Genomic DNA, 18,592 nt, shown 5'->3' with positions numbered 1-18,592 from the left:
TGTCTTTGACAGGAGAAGCAAATGTTTCACCTAAAAAAAATCAGCGCAGTCGCCTGCGCTGATCCTCATCGTAATTGTTCTTGTGAAACGATCGTAAAGCCATCGATGACCGTATCTTCCTCGACCTCGATCAACAAGCAGCGTTTACCTTGATAGTTGACCTGTTTGACGTACTTCAAGTCTTGCGGACTGATTGCGATGTTTGCGACCTTCGTATTGATTTTAATCGATTTCGCTTCATAGTTCGGAACGATGTTACTCGCCTTCATCTCGTACGTTGGATCGTCGACGACCGTCTTGAACGCTCGTTCGACCTGCTCCGTGTTGACGTCTTCGACACCACTCGCCTTGAGGACACGCTCGACTTCCTGAACGTCGAGCATCGGTACGTCTTCCTCATCTTGATCCTCTTCGACGACGATCAACTGATTGATGTTTTCATAGACACCGGCTAACGTCTTCGTATCCATCGATTCACCGACGACCGATTTGACGATTTCCTCGAAGATCGCTTTATCCTCATCTGCCGTGACGATCGGTTGACCGTTCAAGACGTTTTCAAGGAAGCCAAAATCCGGTTTATTCGGCTTACCCGCCGCATACAAGACATGATTGACGTCTGCTGCATTGTCGGTGAAGGTCGGGAAGAGGAATCCACCGATCGGCGATGCGAGTTTGATGACCGGATTGATGAATAAGTTCGACTTGAATTCGCGTTCGACGAAATCAAAGACGAGCGATTGTTTCGGTAACTCTGTTAAGTTCAGGCTACCGAGAATGAACGGCGTCGTATAGACGTCGTCATTCGGATCGATTTCCGTCTCATCCGCTTGGCGTTTCGTCGTTTTATAGTATTGCCCACGAATGAACGTGACGACGAGGTCATTCTCGTACTGGACGTCTTGGACCATCTTCAACGCCATCGTCTGCATCTGCTCGACCCAGTCCTCTGGCTCTTCCGCATACAGTCCTTCATAAAGAAGTTGTTGCGTGTGCCCCGTCTCCCCTTCTTCTGGATGCGTGAACTTGACCTCGAACAGCTTGACGTCGAGTTTTCCACCTAGTACCTTCTTGAAGTTCGCAAGGAACAGTTCCTGTTGTTCCGGATCAAGCAACGGAAACGGTCGTGCTTCCTCATGATAGATTTCACTTGTCTCTTTTCGGATATAGACGTTGTAGATTTCATGGATTTTTAGTAAATCGGCATCCATCTTGAAGTGACGACGGATATCGGCGATGTCTTTTTTATTCATGCATACCAGCTCCTCGAATCATTAAAATCCTGCTTCCTGAAAAGCGTACCATATGCGAGATGACCCGACATCTTTTAGAAAATCAATACGCACTGAACGAATAAGCGCGTGTGACGGGATTAACGATCTCATATTCATATTCTTGGTGGGCAGCGCGAGCTTGCGCGATGCAATTATCTAGTTCTTTTGTATTGAAATAACGTTGTGCTTCCGTTAGTGTGCCACTTACGACTAAAAAGACGCCGAACACGACCAACCAACCTCTGATTCGTTCGTTCATTATACTGTCCCCTTTCTTCTCCACCTAAATCCTAACATCAGACCCTTTCATATAATGACAAAAATTTAATTTTAGTAACATTTACACGATATTTATTTTCTCCTAAATGAGTGATGCCATACTAAAAATTGTGAAGGGTATCTTCACATCATCTCGTCTCATACATAGGAGGAATGACACGTGTTCAAAGCCATCAAGTCCATCGTCATCACTACGCTCGTCTGCCTGACCGCTTTCCAATTCGATACGACGTCTGTTTCCGCGTTACCATCAGGCATCTCGTCGAAAGCGACGGCTCAGTCTCAACTCAATGCCTTAACGGTTAAAACAGAAGGCAGCATGACTGGTTATTCGCGTGATTTGTTCCCGCACTGGAGTAGTCAAGGAAGCGGCTGTGATACACGACAAGTCGTCTTAAAACGTGACGCTGATTCATATGTCGGATCGTGTCCCGTTACATCTGGTTCTTGGTATAGTTACTATGACGGACTGACATTTACGAATCCATCTGACCTTGATATCGATCACGTCGTACCGCTTGCCGAAGCATGGCGCTCAGGAGCAAGCAGTTGGACGACGACGACACGTCAAGCGTTCGCAAACGATTTAACAGGTCCGCAATTGATTGCTGTCTCTGCAAGCTCGAACCGTTCAAAAGGGGATCAGGATCCGTCGACATGGAAGCCGACACGTGCCGGTGCGAGCTGTGCCTACTCGAAGATGTGGATCAATACGAAGAGCCGCTGGAACCTCAGCTTACAATCGAGTGAAAAAACAGCGCTACAGACGATGTTGAACACATGTACATACTAAAAAGGAGTCGATTCGATGGAAAAGAAAACCTCTACTTTTACCGCCAAACATGGTGTCATGACGCAAGAAGTCGGTGTCATCAGCGGTGAACTGGAACTGCGGACGACCTGTCAGGAGGATGGAACGTTAGTACTAAAGATTGCTTACGTCGGGGCGATAGACGTCTATACGTTACCCGGTAGTTATCGTGTCCATGACGTTCGGGATCATGACGTCATTCATAAAATACTAATAAATGTATTAGAAAGAAGTTCATAAATAAAAAATAAACTACGCATTTAGGTAAGCGTAGTTTATTTTCAATTACTAATCATTACATTAGGATAAAAATAGTCACACTACTTTGTAGAACTAGTTTCAAAATAAAATGATTTAGTTATAGAGTTATTTATTTTTATTTTATATTCAAGATTATTTTCTTGAGAGTATCGAATTAATCTTCTGATCTCAATAGAATTATAATGACGTTGAATAGAAATTATTACTGATGAAAAAATAAAAAAGACAATTACTATATAAGTAATTTTATAAATAAGTTTGGTTCTGTTAAGAGACAATTTAAAAAACTTTAATTTATATTTTTTAGTTCCTAAAAATTTATCGTTTACTATTTGGTACAATTCTTTTATTTGACGCCGAATTTTAGTATTAAATATTTCTATATCAGTTGTTGATAAAGGTCGCTCCTGCTTTTCTAAAATATAATCCTCTATTTCTTCACATTTTGATCTTAATGTATTATAAAAATTTTCATCATTATATTGATAATACACAGAAACTTGAAACATTTGTTGTAATGATTCCCTTAACCTTTCAGTATCTTTTATATCTCCTGTTGTACTAATACGCATATATTTAAGACCTGTAGGTATATCTTTTATGAGTATTTTTTTATAGATATCGTTAAAATAGACTGATTCCAAATTTGTTTGATTCAGTCTATTTTCTCTTAAATGTTGTACGACACTAAAATAGATTGTAACTATTACAGATATTAAAGATATGATTATAGCTGCTAATGCCAATACTAATACCTCCAATAAAAACTATTATATTAAGTTTTGAATTATCAATTGTTTTAAATTCGGAATCGAAGATTGGATAGTTATTTTTTCTTCAATTCCTGCAATTCCAATATTTTTAACTATCTCTTCAAAAAAACCTTGGATAAACGAAGACGCTATTGAATCAATCCTATCTGGGATTATTATTACAATATCTTCATTATAATTAATTTCACTTTTTATCTGTTCTTGAAAAATTCTTTTTCCTAAAGGATTACCAGCTAATTTTGTTATTATTTTATCAATATTTAATTCAAAATTATTATTCATTTTTATTAATCCTCAACTTTCATGACAAAGTGTAAGTTATAAGCTGTACCGGGCATGTTGATATTGTTTGGTCCAAATGTACGTTCGTTAGGAATCTCATTAAAAAAGTCTCTTGTATTGTTAAAGCCAATCCAATTGTCTTCATTATAAAATAAATACTCATGATGGAAAAAAAGCGCTCTTTTTCCACTTATCATATAACAGGAGTAATCATCTGATTGTTTTTCAAGTCGTTGAATTAGCTTTGTTAGTCCAGTTCCTCCAGTGGTTTCATTTTTAGCTCTACCTGTTATTTTATGTTGAAAAGAAGCTATATTGTAAAAGTCTTCTTCAATATAGTCATTATCAAATTTTCTTTTATGTTCTTGAAAAGCATCTAATAAACATAAATGTCGTTCGTTTAATATATCTATTTTTTTTAACTTTTGAGATATAGAATGACCTAATAATTGATTTGAGAAGTTAACAATTGTTATATTCAAACCATAAAAATTTCCAGGTTCTTTTTCTTTTACATAATCACTAGCAACATCTAAATCTATTAGACAATCTGTTTTAGTGTGTTCTAAAGCATTACCTACTAATTCAGTAATTACTTCAGCAATTGTATGTCTATTATCCTTATTTACATTAAATGGTTTCAAAAAGGAATCAATATCTCCCATAATCTTAGATAATAAATAAGGATCTTCTTCTTCTTCCACGGCTATCAATCTTCTGTAGTGTGAATTCTGAATTTCTTTTTTAAATTTCTCACCATATATTTCAAATTTATTTTTTGGTTTATACCCTATACTTAAAAATTTTAAAGGCGATGAGGCTATACCATCAGTTACTATATTTTTATCCGCTTTAAAATTTAAAAGTACCTTTCGATTTTTAACCCTGATTAAATACTCGCAAATACATTCAAAAATAATATATGTTAGCTTATCTTTAATTTCAATTAAACCTAGGTCGAAGTATACTGGAAGTTTAGCTCTGCCAAACTTTTGTTCCAAATTATTTACGAAATATAAAATGTCTCTAATCACGGCACCGTCAAAAAGCGTTTGATTTAATTTATACTCAAACACTTTCAATTTAGAATTGAATTTAATTTCAATTTTAGATTGAACATTTTTATTGTAATCAATCAACATATATTGATTCTTCAATTAGATCATCCTATTCAATTTAAGAATGTTATTGCTAGCAAATCTTTTAGAAATATTTTTATTACTTATAGCTTTATTTCTTCGGGTCTTATACTTTTCCCTTTAGAATTTTTTTTATACAGCTATATTTCAATTTTTACAGTTAGCGTATGAATATTTATAAGAAGAGATTCATTCAATATTGAACGAATCTCTAGAAAACACATACCTATAGTTACTTATGATACGGCTCATTCCGATTAATCCGGTACGCCCGATAAATCTGTTCACACAGAATCATCTTCATCAATTGATGCGGGAATGTCATCTTCGAGAACGAGATCGTATCATTCGCCCGCTGCATCACTTCTGGTGCGAGACCAAGCGAGCCACCGATGACGAAGGCAATCTTGCTCTTGCCGTATGTCGCGAGTTGATCGAGTTCTTTTGCGAACTGTTCACTCGTCCGTTGTTTTCCTTCGATAGCAAGTGCAAGGACATGAACGTCCGGTCCAATCTTCGCCAAAATCCGTTCGCCCTCTTTTTTCTTCACTTGCGCCATCTCCGCTTCACTCAACTGCTCCGGTGCCTTTTCGTCCGCGACCTCGATTTCTTGGATCGAGCAGTAGGCGCCAAGACGCTTCGTATATTCGGCGATGCCTTGCTTCAAATACTTCTCTTTTAGCTTTCCGACCGTAATGATGGTAATTTGCATCTTTTTTCTCGCTTTCTGACAGAAAATTCAGGAGTTATCCACAGAGTTATCCACAAATCCACATGTTGATATTTATTTTTTGCTTGACACAAGATATGTTGCCGGTGCCTCGCAGTATTCACACGTGATGTTTTTTTCTGGATTTAGCTGATCGAGAATCGGGTATTGTTCTGTTTCATCTACGATTTCGTCAAGTGCGAGCTCGACATGTTCTAAACAAACATACTTATCCACAGGTGGTCTCCTCCTTTCACTTATCCACATTTATCCGCTTCCAGTATAACAAATATCGACCTTCCTGACCGGAAAAGGCGCAGGTTTCCTCACTCAAAAAACCATCCACAGATCGGACCTGTGGATGGTTTTTCAGGTTATGCCTTATTGAACAGTTGGTGACTGAGCCGACAACTTCACATCTGCTGTCTGTTTTTCACCGCCTCGGTAGAACGTGACTTTGACTGTTTCACCGACTTTTGCATCCCGGTACAGTACACTTTTTAAATCGGCGAACGATGCAATTGCTTTTCCGTTGATCTCAACGATGACATCGTTTGCCTTCATTCCCGCTTTTTCGGCTCCACTATTACGTGTCAGACCGACGACGACGATTCCTTTCGTGACATCATCCGGTAATTTCAGACGATCTTCGCGATATCCGCTTGGGAATTCCTGCACGTCACGAATCTGAATCCCGAGCTGTGGACGTACGACTTCACCGTTTTGCTCGAGGTCACGCATGATTGGTAACGCTTCGTTGATCGGAATCGCAAATCCGACTCCTTCGACACTTGCTTCCGCAATCTTCATCGAGTTGATTCCGATTAATTGACCGGCTGTGTTGATGAGCGCTCCACCGGAGTTCCCCGGGTTGATTGCTGCATCGGTTTGAATGACTTCTGTATTAAAGTCTTGCTGCCCATCCTTGTTCGTATCAACTGGAACCGTCCGTTCCTGCGCACTGATGACACCGCGTGTGACTGAGTTCGCGAAGATTCCGAGCGGGTTCCCGATCGCAAGCACCGTTTCACCGGCACGTAACGTATCCGAATCCCCCAGTTTTGCGACTTGTGTCACTTTCGATGAATCAATCGACAGGACCGCTAAATCGTACGTCGGATCTTCGCCGAGGACTTTTGCCTCGAGTGCTGTTCCGTCAGATAACGTGACAGACAGGCGGCTCGCGCCTTCGACGACGTGGTAGTTCGTGACGACGTAGGCTTTATTGCCGTCTTTTTTATAGATGACGCCGGACCCCGCACCCGTTTCCTGATCGGTTCCTTGGAACGAGCTCTGGAGGTTCGTCACGCTCACGACGGCTTCCTTCGTCTTACCGACCGCACCGACGATGTCGGCTTCATCCTCTGTCGTCTGTGTCGCAGTCTGTTCCGCTGTCGTCGACGAAACCGGAGTCGGACTCGTCATCTCATCGCGGACGAACGGCCACGCGACGAGGGCGATCAATAAGGCTCCGACGATTCCGCCGATTAGACCGACGAAAAAGGCTTTTCCGGCACCGCGACGCCGTGGTGGTTCTGGTTGTTCTTCATATGGTTCACGATAAGGGCTGACCGGTTCGCTCGTTGCCGGCTGACGGGGCGGGAAGCCGCTCTCATCGGATGATTGTTCGTATCGTTCGGATTCGTTCCGTGGTTCTTCGGGTCGATCCATCGACATACGCCTCCTTTATGACTCTCTTTACACAAGTATACCCCCATCACGTGGCAAGTGAGCCAAATGTGGGGGTCTTTTGAGCATATTCAGTAATTTCCCATAATCAAAGCTTCAGGAGCGGCGTCGGAATGACCGGATCCGTGTCGAGAAGCTGAATCTTACTCAGATCGACGTCACGGCTTGCGAGCGTCTGGGAGACACTCATCCGGGCGAGTTCCTTCATGTTGTTATCCTTGCTCAAGTGGGCCATGTGGATCCGTTTCGTCCGGTCGTCAAGGACCTCGCTCATCGCGATCGCAGCGTCTTCGTTCGAGACGTGTCCGTAATCCCCGAGGATCCGTCGTTTGACGCTCCACGGGTAATGTCCCATCTGGAGCATACCGATATCATGGTTCGCTTCGAAGATATAGGCATCGGCGCCCCGAATGACACCTTTCATCCGGTCCGAGACGTATCCGGTATCCGTGATGTGTGCTAACCGTTTTCCCTCATGAGCGAACTGGAAGAACATCGGATCCGCTGCATCGTGACTGACGTTGAACGATTCGACTTCGATGTCACCGAACTGCTTGACCTCTCCGACTTCCCAGAGGAACTTCAGCGCCGGATCAATCTTACCGATCTTCGCTTCCATCGCTGCCCACGTTTTTTCATTCGCATAGAGCGGGATATTGTACTTGCGTGCCATGATGCCGACGCCTTTGATATGGTCGGAGTGTTCATGGGTGACGAACAGACCATCGATGCCATGCGGCGACCGATCAATCTGGTCGAACAAGGCGAGCATCGCCTTTCCAGTCAGTCCGGCGTCGACGAGCAAACGGGTCTGTTCACTTTCGATATAGAGGGCGTTCCCCGTCGAGCCACTGGCCATGACGCTGTAGTGTAGGCTCATCGTGCATTCCTCATTTCTCTGAGACTGTATCCAATCGTTCAACGGTTTGGACACCGCCATCAATTGCATTGACAAAGTAGACTTCCTCGTTGTCGAGCTCGATTTGCCACGTCGGCGGCAGGATTTGAACGGATTCCGTGCCTTCCGTGACGAGACAGAAATATCCGAGCTTATGACTCGTCAACCGTTTCGATACCGGGAACAAACCTTGCTCCGACAACTGGACGATCGCTTCACTTGCCGATAACAACGTCACGTCCTGTGCTTGCCGGACGACCTTGTTCAAGTGGCGTTGTTTGTAGCTGACAATTTCCTTCGCATCGTTGAGCTGCAAGACGAGCAGGGACGGTCCGATCATCGCATCGTCCTCACGCGACTGCTGTGGTGTCGAATAGAGCGGCTGTCCCTTATACGTCTGAACGAATGTCATCTCCTGATACTTACTATCATACTTCCAAAATGTATATTCGGCACCATACCGAACGGACGCTTGAACGAACGATGAAGCGGAATCCCGCATCGTCTTCGTTTCGAGTCGATACGGTTTCGTCAACCGGACCGACCACTCGACATCGTTCTTGACGGAAGCGACCGCGTCACGAATCGGTGAACTCGCGAGTGGCGCTAGCGTCCGCGCATCGACTTCGGCTGTTAAATAGCCGATGTCTCGCGTAACCGGTTGTAGTTTTTTCTCATCGATTTGACGATCCTTCAAGATCGATTTACCGGTCGCACTCGTCGCGACGATCCGCGGTTCGACCATCCGGTCCATCAATTGAATGGCAAGGTAGACGTTCAGGATCAAAAAGGTCAGCATCAATAAGGTCTTCGCTTTACTCCAGTCCATTCATCCTCACCCCTCATTCCCGACAGCTTGATTGATCGATTGCCAAACCCCATCGACCTTGATGAACCACGTCGGCTCAAAGACAGCGTAGCGGCTCGTTGAAATTTTATAAGTCATCTCATATCCGACCCGGATCCCACTGATTTCTTTTAAGAGATCGGCGCGTCTTAAACGTTCAAGAACCGTTTCAACAGCCGGCACCGTCTCTTCCCGAAGGATCAACTTCCGCTTCGCTCGAAGCATGCTGCGGCTGAGCGACCGGACTTGATTTTCTTCATACATGATCTTCAGTGTCGCGAGATCGAACTTCGTCTGTTCGAGCAACGGACCGCTCTCCCCGAACACCGGATATCGGTTCAAGTACAACCGGAACGTCGCCGTCTGTTCCTCGCCCTTCTTACTCATCTGATCGAAGTAATAGCGGAAACCACTCCGTTGCGTCTCTTGATCAAGCCAGCCTCCATGAATGTTGACGTAGCTGACGAGCGTGCTGTAATCGACGGTCGAGCTTTGGGTGTTCGGCGATAACGTGTTGAAGCGATAGACATTGTAGTTTCGGTCGTACGTCGAGACGCTGACGCCATCCGTCAAGACGTCGAGATCATCGCGACTCTTGATTTGCTGGACGTTCGAATTTTCGGCAAAGAAGGCACTCCGGATGCGATCGAGTGGTTGCGGCGATTGCCCGACCTCGTCATAGACGAAGACTTGTTCCAGCCGTGTCGTACCACTCGCGACATACGTATAATCGCCCCCTTTGAGTTCGACGCGCGTCATCGGTTTTTTCCTATCGTACGCGAACAGTCGTTTCAGAACCGTCTCATCGCCGACGAGTTTAAAGTCCTTTAGGCGCCCCGTCGCCGACTCAAGACGGAGAATCGGACCATCGTAATCGAGGAGATAGAGCCGTTTGATCGGTTCTGAGAACGCGATCTGTTTTTCTCCGAGTAACTCCTCAAGCATCGTTGCGCTGATCGGTGTCGGAAAAATCATCTCGACGCTCCGCTCGCCGACCGGGATGTTCTTTGCTTTATCCGTCAGGACAAGGACCCCGATATTGAACGATGCACCGATCCGGTTGAGGAAGGTCCGCCCGATGATTTGCGTTTGGTACGTCCCTTCCTGATCCGAATAGACAAGTAATTCCGGATTAATCAGCTGGTTGCTTTCAATCGTCTTTGAGGCATCGATTTCGTTGAACGAGACTTGTTCCCGCTCGATCGATTCACTGCTTGGATGATAGGTCCAGAGCATCGCTGTCTGAGCGATCGAACCGGCGACGAGCAGGACGAGTAACAGCGAACTCCAGTGTTGTTTCTTCATCCGGCATCCACCTCTTCGATCACCTCATACGGAAGCGTGAAGTAAATCGTCGTACCGCGTCCCCATTCGCTTTCTGCCCAGATGTCGCCACCGTGAGCCGAAACGACGTCTTTCGCGATCGACAGACCAAGACCAGTTCCGCCGATTTTACGGGCACGGGCTTTATCGACACGATAGAAGCGTTCGAAGATTTTTTGGAGATTCGCTTTCGGGATTCCGACACCTTCATCCTTGATGCTGATGACGATCCGTTTTGCCCGGAGCATCGTCCGGACGGTGATTGTTCCGCCTTCCGGTGAGTATTTGATCGCGTTCGTCAGGATGTTATCTGCGACCTGAATCAATTTATCCTGATCTCCACGGATATAGACTTTCCGCTTCATGATCTTACGACGGAAACGAATCCGTTCCGGCTTCGTCATGTCATGGCGATCGAGAATCTCATTCAAGAACTGAATGTAATCGAAGCGGACCTTGTTCATCTTGTATTCCTTACTGTCCATCTTCGACAGCTGTAAAAGATCGGTGACGAGGCGGATCATCCGCTCCGTCTCATTTTGTGTCGTCTCAAGGAAACGCGGTGCGAGTTCCTCATCCTGATAGGCGCCTTCTGCCAAGGCTTCGAGGTAGCTGCGCATCGTCGTCAGCGGTGTCCGGAGCTCGTGACTGACGTTCGCGACGAATTCACGTCGATCCTGTTCGACCTGCTCCTGTTCCGTGACGTCATGTAGGACGACGATCATCCCGGTAATCGGTCCACTGTGTTTCTTGACGGGCGAGAAGAATGCCCGGACGAGGAACAGTTCGTCCTCACTACTGAAATCGAGCAGACGCGGTGGCATCGTGCCGTCTTCCGAAATCATGAAATCGTCACCGAGTGCCAGTAGGTCCTTCAAGTTCGTTCCGACGACGCTCGCATCGTCGGCGCCAACGATATCCTTCGCTTGATCGTTCATCAAGATGACACGCAGCGTCCGGTCCGTCGCGATGACCCCGTCGGTCATGTTCTCAAGGACACTCGTCAACTTCCGCCGTTCGGCTTCCGTCGTCGCGTTCGCTTCGAGCAGCTCATCCGTCAATTCATTGAACGAACGAGCGAGTTGCCCGATCTCATCATCCGAATAGACCTTAACCTTCCGCGAGAAGTTCCCGCGTCGCATCTCGATCGCTTGACGCCGCATATCCGAAATCGGACGCGTGATCGTCCGCGACAGCAAGACTCCGAGAATCGACGTGATGACGAGGGCGATGACTGTTCCGGTCGCCAAAATCCGCGTGACCTGTTGCATCTGCGAATAGATCGACTCCATCGAGGCACGGACATAAATCATCCCGGTCGTCACACCGTCTCGTTCCGAGGTGACGGGTACGGCAAAGATCCGGATCTTATCTTCTGATTCCGGATCGAGTACGGTGTCCGTCCGGGTCGAGCTCGTTGCCTGCGCTTTTTTAATCAGTGAATTCGTCGCCCGTTGACCGACCGCCGACTGGTTCTCGTCATCCGATGTCGCTTGGATGACCGAGTCCTGATCGATAATCTGGACTTCGAGGATGTCGTTCCTTGAGGTGGAGCCATTACTAAACTCAGACAGCAGTTGCCCTAATGATTGGGACAACTGCCGTTTGGAGGCTTCATCATCGCCTGTTTTATCGAATTCCTTCCCGACGTTATAGGCGACAAGACCTGCCCGGTCCTCGACCGACTTCGAGAAGTTCGTAATGTACTGCTTTTCAAGGGAACGAACGAAGTAGACACCAATGACCTGCATCGCCACTAAAATCAATAAGGCATAGATGACGACAAGTTTCCATTGGATGGATTTAAAGAAGTTCGTTCCTTTTAACATCGTTATTCATTCTCCCCGTCTTGGAGATAGTAGCCGACCCCACGACGCGTCATGATATAGACCGGCGTACTTGGGTTATCTTCGACTTTTTCACGAAGACGGCGCACTGTCACGTCGACTGTCCGGACGTCACCAAAGTAGTCATAGCCCCAGACCGTCTGCAACAAATGCTCACGCGTCATAACTTGACCGATGTTTTTCGCGAGGTAATGCAACAATTCAAACTCACGCTGCGTCAGCTCGATCTTTTGATCCTTACGCGTCACTGTATGTGAATTCGTATCGATATACAGTTCTCCGACTTTGAGTGGACCTGGTCCAACCGGTTGTGGTGTAGCTTCCGGACTCGTATTGCGCAAGTGGACTTTCACGCGGGCGAGTAACTCACGTGAGCTGAATGGCTTCGTCACGTAATCATTCGCACCAAGCTCAAGACCAAGTACCGTATCAATTTCAGAATCCTTTGCTGTCAGCATGATGATTGGAATCTTCGACGTCTTCCGGACTTCCCGGCAGACTTCCATCCCGTCCATTAGTGGAAGCATGATATCAAGTAACATCAAATCCGGTTTGAACTCCTCGAATTTTTCTAATGCCTCCACGCCGTCGTTTGCGATCGCGACCTGGTAGCCTTCTTTTTCTAATTTAAACTTGAGTATATCTGCAATCGGTAACTCGTCATCGACGACTAGAATTTTACGTTCCGTCACTGGGTGTGCCCCCTTAAAAATTTCTATTCAATCTATTTTACCTGTTTTTTCGGCATATAGAAAGGTGGCGACGGAAACTCCCGGCGCCACTCGCTCTACTGTTCGTCGTCTCACGGGAGAAGTTCCACGTGAAACACTGTATTTAGTATACCTGTTTTTGCTTCCGTTTGTGAACCATTTCGCACAAAAAACGGTGCTGACTCAAAAGTCAGTCTCGACAAAGAGAGGGGTGGCAGAATAATGATCTGCCACCCCTATTCCGTAACAAAAAGAATGACGCGTCACACGCCACTCCTACAGGAAAAGCGCATTTATGCGCTATCAGAGACGAACAAGACCCGCTTTCCTGCTTAAATGAAGCAGGAAAACTGGCTTGTGTCTCGCCTGAGGAAAGGGCGTGAAAAGACACGTCATTCTTTTTTTAGTCAGTCCTGTTGAGACTTATGCTTCTTCGTAGAGATCACGCAAGACGACTGTCTGTTCACGACCCGGTCCGACCGAGAACGTGACGAGCGAGATACCTGTCAGATCTGCAATCCGCTTAACGTAGTTCTGTGCGTTCAACGGTAGATCTTCAAAGCGACGGACACCTGTGATGTCCTCTTTCCAGCCTGGAAGCTCTTCGTAAACTGGAACACATGCTTCGAGATCACGGAAGCTTGCTGGATACTCATCGATCTGTTTACCGTTGAATTCGTATGATGTACAGATCTTCAATGTTTCGAGTCCTGTCAGAACGTCGATCGAGTTGAGCGAAAGATCCGTCAATCCACTTGTACGACGCGAGTGGCGAACAACGACAGAGTCGAACCAACCAACACGACGCGGACGTCCTGTCGTCGTTCCGTATTCACGACCGACTTCACGGATTTGATGACCGATGTCATCGAACAATTCCGTTGGGAACGGACCGTCACCGACACGTGACGTGTACGCTTTACAGACACCAACGACGTGGTCGATTCGGGCTGGACCGACACCGACACCTGATGCGACACCGCCAGCTGATGCGTTCGATGATGTAACGAACGGATACGTTCCGTGGTCAAGGTCGAGTAAGACACCTTGCGCGCCTTCGAATAACACTTTTTCACCGTGGTCGAGACTATCGTTGACGACGACGGATGTATCACAGACATATTTCGCGAACTCTTGTCCATAGGCATAGTACTCTTCGAAGATATCGTCGAACGCGATTGGTTCAGCGTCATACATCTTCGTGAACATGCGGTTCTTTTGGTCGAGAACGATCTTCAACTTCTCAGCAAACGTTTCTTTGTCGAGTAAGTCTGCCATCCGGATACCGATTCGTGCGGCTTTATCCATGTAGCACGGTCCGATTCCTTTTAGCGTCGTTCCGACTTTTGCGTCGCCCTTCGCTTCTTCTTCCAACTGATCCTGCAACTGATGATACGGCAAGATGACATGCGCCCGATTCGAAATTAACAAGTTATCCGTTGAGACACCACGATCGTGCAGATACTTCAATTCCTTGACGAGTGATTTCGGGTTGACGACAAGACCGTTCCCGATGACACATTTCTTATCCGAGTAAAAAATACCTGATGGGATCAAGTGCAATTTGTACGTCTCGTTATTGAATACGATCGTATGTCCTGCATTGTCTCCACCTTGATAACGTGCTACGACGTCGGCTTGTTTCGAAAGAAAATCGGTGATTTTCCCTTTTCCTTCGTCGCCCCACTGTGTTCCGACTACTACTACTGATGACATCTTATCATCCACCTCCACGTACGATTCAAAACCACGACTAAGTGTAACGCGATAAAAAAAAGAAGTCAACCAAATACCGAACAATTAATTGTTACAATTCTCTTTCGTTCGTTTAATTATTGTTTTTTAGCGAATAAACTGAGAATCTTTAGGTGAAAATAAAAAAAGCTACGTTTTGCCTCCGATTCATCGAGGGCAAGACGTAGCTTGGATTAAGCAGGTGGCGCGTACGAGTTACTTGGCTCGAGATCCACGAACTTGTTGAATTCTTTTCGGAAGGCGAGCTTGACGGTACCGGTTGGACCATTCCGCTGTTTCGCGATGATGATCTCAATCGTATTCGCATCTTCCGTTTCTTTATTGTAGTAATCATCACGGTACAAGAAGGCGACGATATCGGCATCTTGCTCGATCGCTCCCGATTCCCGGATATCCGACATCATCGGTCGCTTATCTTGACGACTCTCCACCCCGCGCGAGAGCTGCGATAAGGCGATGACGGGAACTTCGAGTTCACGCGCGAGTGATTTCAAGGAACGAGAAATTTCCGAGACCTCTTGTTGACGGTTGTCGCTGGAGCGACCGTTCCCTTGAATCAACTGCAAGTAATCGATCATGATCATCCCAAGACCATGCTCCTGCTTCAAACGACGGCACTTCGCCCGGATATCGTTGACCCGAATCCCTGGTGTATCGTCGATATAGATACCAGCTTGAGACAGATTACTCATCGCAAGCGATAACTTGCCCCAGTCCTCTTCTTCGAGTTGACCAGTCCGGAGTCGCTGGGCGTCGACGTTTCCTTCGGCACAGAGCATCCGCATGACGAGCTGCTCGGCACCCATCTCAAGACTAAAGATGGCGACGTTCTCGTCAGCACGTGTCGCGACGTTTTGCGAGATGTTCAAGGCGAACGCCGTCTTCCCGACCGACGGACGTGCTGCGACGATGATTAAATCGTTGCGCTGGAAGCCGGCCGTCATCTTATCGAGATCCTGGAAACCGGTCGGAATCCCCGTCGTCTCGCCGCTTTGCTTATGCAATTTATCAATCGTTGCATAGGCACTCGTCAAGACGTCCGAGATCGGGATGAAGCTTGCGCTCCCTTTTCCTTGTGATACTTCGAGAATCTTCCGTTCTGCCTCGTTCAGCAGGACATCGACCTCATTTTGCCGTTCGTACCCGTCAGTGACGATTTCACCCGCCGTCCGAATGAGACGCCGAAGCGTCGACTTCTGGTCAACGACGTTGACGTAATAATTGATGTTGGCTGCGGTCGGTACCCCTTCCGCTAGTTCCGCTAGATACGGTAGACCACCGATCTCATCTAGGATACCAAGCGTACTGAGCTCGGCTGTGACCGTGACGAGGTCGATCGCTTCGCCTCGGTCGGACAGCACGAGCATCGCTTCGAAGATCCGTTGGTGAGAGGCACGGTAAAAGTCCTGCGGTAACAGACGTTCTGATGCACTGATCAAACGATCCGCATCAATCATGATCGCCCCTAGGACGGCTTGTTCTGCCTCGATACTTTGGGGAGGCATATTTTGCATGACTTCACTCATCACCGTTCCCCTTTTCTACTCACGCCTCTTTGACCTGAACGTTCAGCGTCGCTGTCACTTCGTTGTGTAGCTTCAATGGTACCTTCGTAAAGCCGAGTGCCTTGATTGGGTGCTCGAGCTCGATTTTACGTTTGTCGATCTTGTAACCCATGCTCTTGAGTGCTTCCGCGATCTGTTTGCTTGTGACAGAACCGAAGACACGACCGCCTTCACCGGCTTTCGTCGAGACGACGATCGTCTCTTTTTCGATTTTCTCTTTTAACGCTTGTGCGTCAAGCAAGTTTTGTTTCGCTTCTTCTGCTGCTTTACGTTCGTGTGCTTCATGTTGCTTCAAGTTGCCAGTCGTCGCAGGGCGCGCCAACTTTTTCTTGAAGAGTACGTTATTTGCATAAGCATCGGCCACGTCTTTGACGTCTCCTGCTTTCCCTTGTCCTTTTACATCCTGTAAGAAAATAACCTTCATTCTGATTCCTCTCCTTTTGTCTCATCTTCTAGATATTGATCGATTGCTTTACGCAACGCATCCGCGACGGTGACGACTGATTCTGACATCTGTGTCGCCGCGTTCGTCAAGTGACCGCCGCCACCGAGCGTCTCCATGATCAACTGAACGTTGACATCCCCAAGCGAACGGGCGCTAATTGCCGTTCGTCCGTCTTGAAGTTCCGCGATGACGAAAGCGGCGCGAATGCCTCGAAGCGATAACAATTGATCGGCTGCTTGCGCGATCAAGACTTGATCGTGAATGACGCCAGGTTCCGCTGTCGCAATCGCCATCCCTTCCGTATAGACCTCGGATCGCTCGAGAATATGTGACTGCTCGACGTACGTCTCAAGATCCTGACTGAGGAACTCTTGTACGAGCACCGTGTCAGCACCTTGTGAGCGTAAATAGGATGCAGCATCGAACGTCCGAGAACCGGTCCGCAGGGCAAAGCCTTTCGTATCGACGATGATCCCAGCGAGTAACGCCGTCGCTTCAAGCATCGCCAGTTTCTGATTCGTCGGTTGATACTCGATCAGCTCGGTGACGAGCTCCGACGTCGAAGAAGCATACGGCTCAAGATATACGAGAACCGCATCTTCGATGAAATCTTCCCCCCGACGGTGATGATCAATCACGACCATATGCTCGAATCGGTCGAGTAATGCCGGTACGACGACAAGTGACGGTTTGTGTGTATCGACGACGACGAGTAACGTCTGATCGTCGATCAATTGATCGGCTTGAAACGCATTGACGAACCGTGTCTCGAGTTGTGGTACTTCAGCGATCTCATCCATCATCCGGCGAATCCCGCGTCCGATTTCTTCCGGTGGTAAGACGATATGTGCTTCCTTATCGTTCATTTCCGCAAGCTTTAAAATGCCGATTGCTGATCCGAGTGCATCCATGTCTGGATTCTTGTGACCCATGATCAGGACACGGCTCGATTCCTGCATTAAGTCACGAAGCGAGTTAGCGATGACCCGGGCCCGGACGCGCGTCCGTTTTTCCGTCGGATTCGTCTTACCACCGTAAAAGCGGACCTTCCCATCGCGTTTGATGACGACTTGGTCGCCACCTCGTCCCAGCGCAAGATCGAGACTCGACTGAGCCATCTGACCAAGCGCCGGAATCGGGTCACTTCCGCAACCAATTCCGATGGATAACGTCAACTGGACGCCGCGTTGACTCGTCTCTTCCCGAACCGTATCCAGAATCGTAAACTTCGATCGTTCGAGAATCCGTAGATTCTCTTCTGTCGTAACGATGAAATACCGATCGGACGCAGTCCGCTTGATATACGTCCCGTGTTCGGCTGCCCAGTGATTCAATAACTGCGTGACCCTGCTGTTCAGTTCACTGCGTAACTGATCCTCGATGCCTTGTGTCATCTCATCGTAGTTATCAAGATAGATGACACCGATGACCGTCTGATTATCGACGAGTTGTTGTTCGACTTGTGCTTCTTCCGTCATATCGAACAGGTAAAAGGTCCGGTTCTCATGATTCGAAAAGACACGATACACGGCATCGCCGATTTCAAGCGTCGCTTGATCCTCATTCGTCGCGACCATTTCGATGAATAAGGGATCGAGCTCATTGAGCGTCTGTCCCATTGCTACATCATCAAAGATATCCCGCATTGGATCATTGAACCAGGTGACAAGTGTTTCCTCATCGTATAACAAAATTCCGATCGGCATGTTCGTCAACGCATCTTGTCCCGTCTCCTCGACCTGCATCGAGATTCCAGCGACGTACGTCTCCCATGCCCTGCGTGCACGACGTTCTTCGTATAGGTGCAATCCGAAGAGGAGGGCAGTCACGACGGCTCCGATGGCAGAGATGATCGGTTCGCGGACAGCGACGACGAGAAGTAGACCGACGATTAATAGATACGGAATGAAGCGAACGATACGTCGTTCGCGTTCCGGTGATACTTGTTGACCTGACTCCATCGTGTCCTCCTTATATGCTCTATA

The 18,592-nt window shown here is 47.1% G+C and carries 19 protein-coding genes; 2 read left to right on the top strand and 17 right to left on the bottom strand.

The features are described from left to right. Positions 1 to 65: 65 nt before the first annotated feature. Together HZS85_RS13865 and HZS85_RS13860 are read right to left on the bottom strand one after the other, a co-directional pair. Positions 66 to 1,253, bottom strand: a complete 1,188-nt coding sequence (locus tag HZS85_RS13865) for a DUF4317 domain-containing protein (RefSeq protein WP_214856551.1) — start codon at positions 1,251 to 1,253, stop codon at positions 66 to 68. Between the two features lie 82 nt (positions 1,254 to 1,335). Continuing rightward, positions 1,336 to 1,533, bottom strand: a complete 198-nt coding sequence (locus HZS85_RS13860) for a hypothetical protein (protein ID WP_214856549.1) — start codon at positions 1,531 to 1,533, stop codon at positions 1,336 to 1,338. A 192-nt stretch (positions 1,534 to 1,725) separates the two neighbouring features. On the opposite strand from HZS85_RS13860, the gene HZS85_RS13855 reads away from it, so the two are divergent. Beyond that, positions 1,726 to 2,346 carry an HNH endonuclease family protein gene (locus HZS85_RS13855; protein WP_396208846.1) on the top strand — a complete coding sequence of 207 codons (621 nt, stop codon included), beginning with the start codon at positions 1,726 to 1,728 and terminating at the stop codon, positions 2,344 to 2,346. 15 nt (positions 2,347 to 2,361) lie between these two features. Next, positions 2,362 to 2,604 carry a hypothetical protein gene (locus HZS85_RS13850; RefSeq protein ID WP_214856547.1) on the top strand — a complete coding sequence of 81 codons (243 nt, stop codon included), beginning with the start codon at positions 2,362 to 2,364 and terminating at the stop codon, positions 2,602 to 2,604. Positions 2,605 to 2,684: 80 nt separating this feature from the next. Here HZS85_RS13850 and HZS85_RS13845 read toward each other — a convergent pair whose 3' ends face one another. The 15 genes from HZS85_RS13845 to HZS85_RS13775 form a co-directional block, all read right to left on the bottom strand. Beyond that, positions 2,685 to 3,371, bottom strand: a complete 687-nt coding sequence (locus tag HZS85_RS13845) for a hypothetical protein (protein ID WP_214856546.1) — start codon at positions 3,369 to 3,371, stop codon at positions 2,685 to 2,687. A 24-nt stretch (positions 3,372 to 3,395) separates the two neighbouring features. After that, positions 3,396 to 3,680, bottom strand: a complete 285-nt coding sequence (locus HZS85_RS13840) for an STAS-like domain-containing protein (protein WP_214856545.1) — start codon at positions 3,678 to 3,680, stop codon at positions 3,396 to 3,398. Positions 3,681 to 3,685: 5 nt separating this feature from the next. After that, positions 3,686 to 4,837: a hypothetical protein gene (locus tag HZS85_RS13835; RefSeq protein ID WP_214856544.1), complete on the bottom strand. Its 1,152-nt coding sequence runs from the start codon at positions 4,835 to 4,837 to the stop codon at positions 3,686 to 3,688. A gap of 214 nt (positions 4,838 to 5,051) precedes the next feature. After that, the gene (rlmH, locus tag HZS85_RS13830) at positions 5,052 to 5,531 is read right to left on the bottom strand and encodes a 23S rRNA (pseudouridine(1915)-N(3))-methyltransferase RlmH (RefSeq protein WP_023469837.1); all 480 of its coding nucleotides are present in this window, start codon (positions 5,529 to 5,531) and stop codon (positions 5,052 to 5,054) included. A gap of 72 nt (positions 5,532 to 5,603) precedes the next feature. Further along, a complete protein-coding gene (locus tag HZS85_RS13825) occupies positions 5,604 to 5,765 on the bottom strand; it encodes a CxxH/CxxC protein (RefSeq protein WP_069201504.1) in 162 nt (53 codons plus the stop codon). Between the two features lie 144 nt (positions 5,766 to 5,909). Beyond that, entirely contained in the window at positions 5,910 to 7,199 is a 1,290-nt protein-coding gene (locus HZS85_RS13820) for a S1C family serine protease (protein ID WP_214856543.1), read from the bottom strand. A gap of 106 nt (positions 7,200 to 7,305) precedes the next feature. Next, a complete protein-coding gene (locus HZS85_RS13815; RefSeq protein WP_023469840.1) occupies positions 7,306 to 8,097 on the bottom strand; it encodes an MBL fold metallo-hydrolase in 792 nt (263 codons plus the stop codon). A gap of 10 nt (positions 8,098 to 8,107) precedes the next feature. Continuing rightward, positions 8,108 to 8,944: a two-component system regulatory protein YycI gene (locus HZS85_RS13810; protein ID WP_214856542.1), complete on the bottom strand. Its 837-nt coding sequence runs from the start codon at positions 8,942 to 8,944 to the stop codon at positions 8,108 to 8,110. A 6-nt stretch (positions 8,945 to 8,950) separates the two neighbouring features. Further along, complete coding sequence (gene yycH / locus HZS85_RS13805; protein ID WP_214856541.1) at positions 8,951 to 10,267, bottom strand: two-component system activity regulator YycH; 1,317 nt, start codon at positions 10,265 to 10,267, stop codon at positions 8,951 to 8,953. Continuing rightward, complete coding sequence (walK, locus tag HZS85_RS13800) at positions 10,264 to 12,114, bottom strand: cell wall metabolism sensor histidine kinase WalK (RefSeq protein WP_214856539.1); 1,851 nt, start codon at positions 12,112 to 12,114, stop codon at positions 10,264 to 10,266. The genes yycH and walK overlap by 4 nt, the downstream gene beginning before the upstream one ends. A gap of 2 nt (positions 12,115 to 12,116) precedes the next feature. After that, the gene (gene yycF / locus HZS85_RS13795) at positions 12,117 to 12,824 is read right to left on the bottom strand and encodes a response regulator YycF (protein WP_023469844.1); all 708 of its coding nucleotides are present in this window, start codon (positions 12,822 to 12,824) and stop codon (positions 12,117 to 12,119) included. Between the two features lie 441 nt (positions 12,825 to 13,265). Next, positions 13,266 to 14,558: an adenylosuccinate synthase gene (locus HZS85_RS13790; protein WP_056064628.1), complete on the bottom strand. Its 1,293-nt coding sequence runs from the start codon at positions 14,556 to 14,558 to the stop codon at positions 13,266 to 13,268. A gap of 212 nt (positions 14,559 to 14,770) precedes the next feature. Then, a complete protein-coding gene (gene dnaB / locus HZS85_RS13785) occupies positions 14,771 to 16,123 on the bottom strand; it encodes a replicative DNA helicase (RefSeq protein WP_023469846.1) in 1,353 nt (450 codons plus the stop codon). A 19-nt stretch (positions 16,124 to 16,142) separates the two neighbouring features. After that, positions 16,143 to 16,586 carry a 50S ribosomal protein L9 gene (gene rplI / locus HZS85_RS13780; protein WP_023469847.1) on the bottom strand — a complete coding sequence of 148 codons (444 nt, stop codon included), beginning with the start codon at positions 16,584 to 16,586 and terminating at the stop codon, positions 16,143 to 16,145. Beyond that, positions 16,583 to 18,568, bottom strand: a complete 1,986-nt coding sequence (locus tag HZS85_RS13775) for a DHH family phosphoesterase (protein ID WP_214856538.1) — start codon at positions 18,566 to 18,568, stop codon at positions 16,583 to 16,585. Before HZS85_RS13775 ends, rplI begins: the two co-directional genes overlap by 4 nt. Between the last annotated feature and the right edge of the window lie 24 nt (positions 18,569 to 18,592).

It is taken from the genome of Exiguobacterium sp. s130, assembly GCF_018619055.1.
Lineage (GTDB): Bacteria > Bacillota > Bacilli > Exiguobacteriales > Exiguobacteriaceae > Exiguobacterium_A.
Note: the sequence above shows the minus strand (reverse complement) of the source record. Positions and strands in the feature narration are given on the sequence as shown.

Bases quoted from the DNA above. Each gene is read 5' to 3' on its own strand.
- HZS85_RS13790 (WP_056064628.1), bottom strand. From the start codon at position 14,558: ATGTCATCAGTAGTAGTAGTCGGAACACAGTGGGGCGACGAAGGAAAA.
- HZS85_RS13820 (WP_214856543.1), bottom strand. From the start codon at position 7,199: ATGGATCGACCCGAAGAACCACGGAACGAATCCGAACGATACGAACAA.
- dnaB (WP_023469846.1), bottom strand. From the start codon at position 16,123: ATGAGTGAAGTCATGCAAAATATGCCTCCCCAAAGTATCGAGGCAGAA.
- rplI (WP_023469847.1), bottom strand. From the start codon at position 16,586: ATGAAGGTTATTTTCTTACAGGATGTAAAAGGACAAGGGAAAGCAGGA.
- rlmH (WP_023469837.1), bottom strand. From the start codon at position 5,531: ATGCAAATTACCATCATTACGGTCGGAAAGCTAAAAGAGAAGTATTTG.
- HZS85_RS13775 (WP_214856538.1), bottom strand. From the start codon at position 18,568: ATGGAGTCAGGTCAACAAGTATCACCGGAACGCGAACGACGTATCGTT.
- HZS85_RS13815 (WP_023469840.1), bottom strand. From the start codon at position 8,097: ATGAGCCTACACTACAGCGTCATGGCCAGTGGCTCGACGGGGAACGCC.
- HZS85_RS13860 (WP_214856549.1), bottom strand. From the start codon at position 1,533: ATGAACGAACGAATCAGAGGTTGGTTGGTCGTGTTCGGCGTCTTTTTA.
- HZS85_RS13850 (WP_214856547.1), top strand. From the start codon at position 2,362: ATGGAAAAGAAAACCTCTACTTTTACCGCCAAACATGGTGTCATGACG.
- HZS85_RS13865 (WP_214856551.1), bottom strand. From the start codon at position 1,253: ATGAATAAAAAAGACATCGCCGATATCCGTCGTCACTTCAAGATGGAT.
- HZS85_RS13810 (WP_214856542.1), bottom strand. From the start codon at position 8,944: ATGGACTGGAGTAAAGCGAAGACCTTATTGATGCTGACCTTTTTGATC.
- walK (WP_214856539.1), bottom strand. From the start codon at position 12,114: ATGTTAAAAGGAACGAACTTCTTTAAATCCATCCAATGGAAACTTGTC.
- yycH (WP_214856541.1), bottom strand. From the start codon at position 10,267: ATGAAGAAACAACACTGGAGTTCGCTGTTACTCGTCCTGCTCGTCGCC.
- HZS85_RS13840 (WP_214856545.1), bottom strand. From the start codon at position 3,680: ATGAATAATAATTTTGAATTAAATATTGATAAAATAATAACAAAATTA.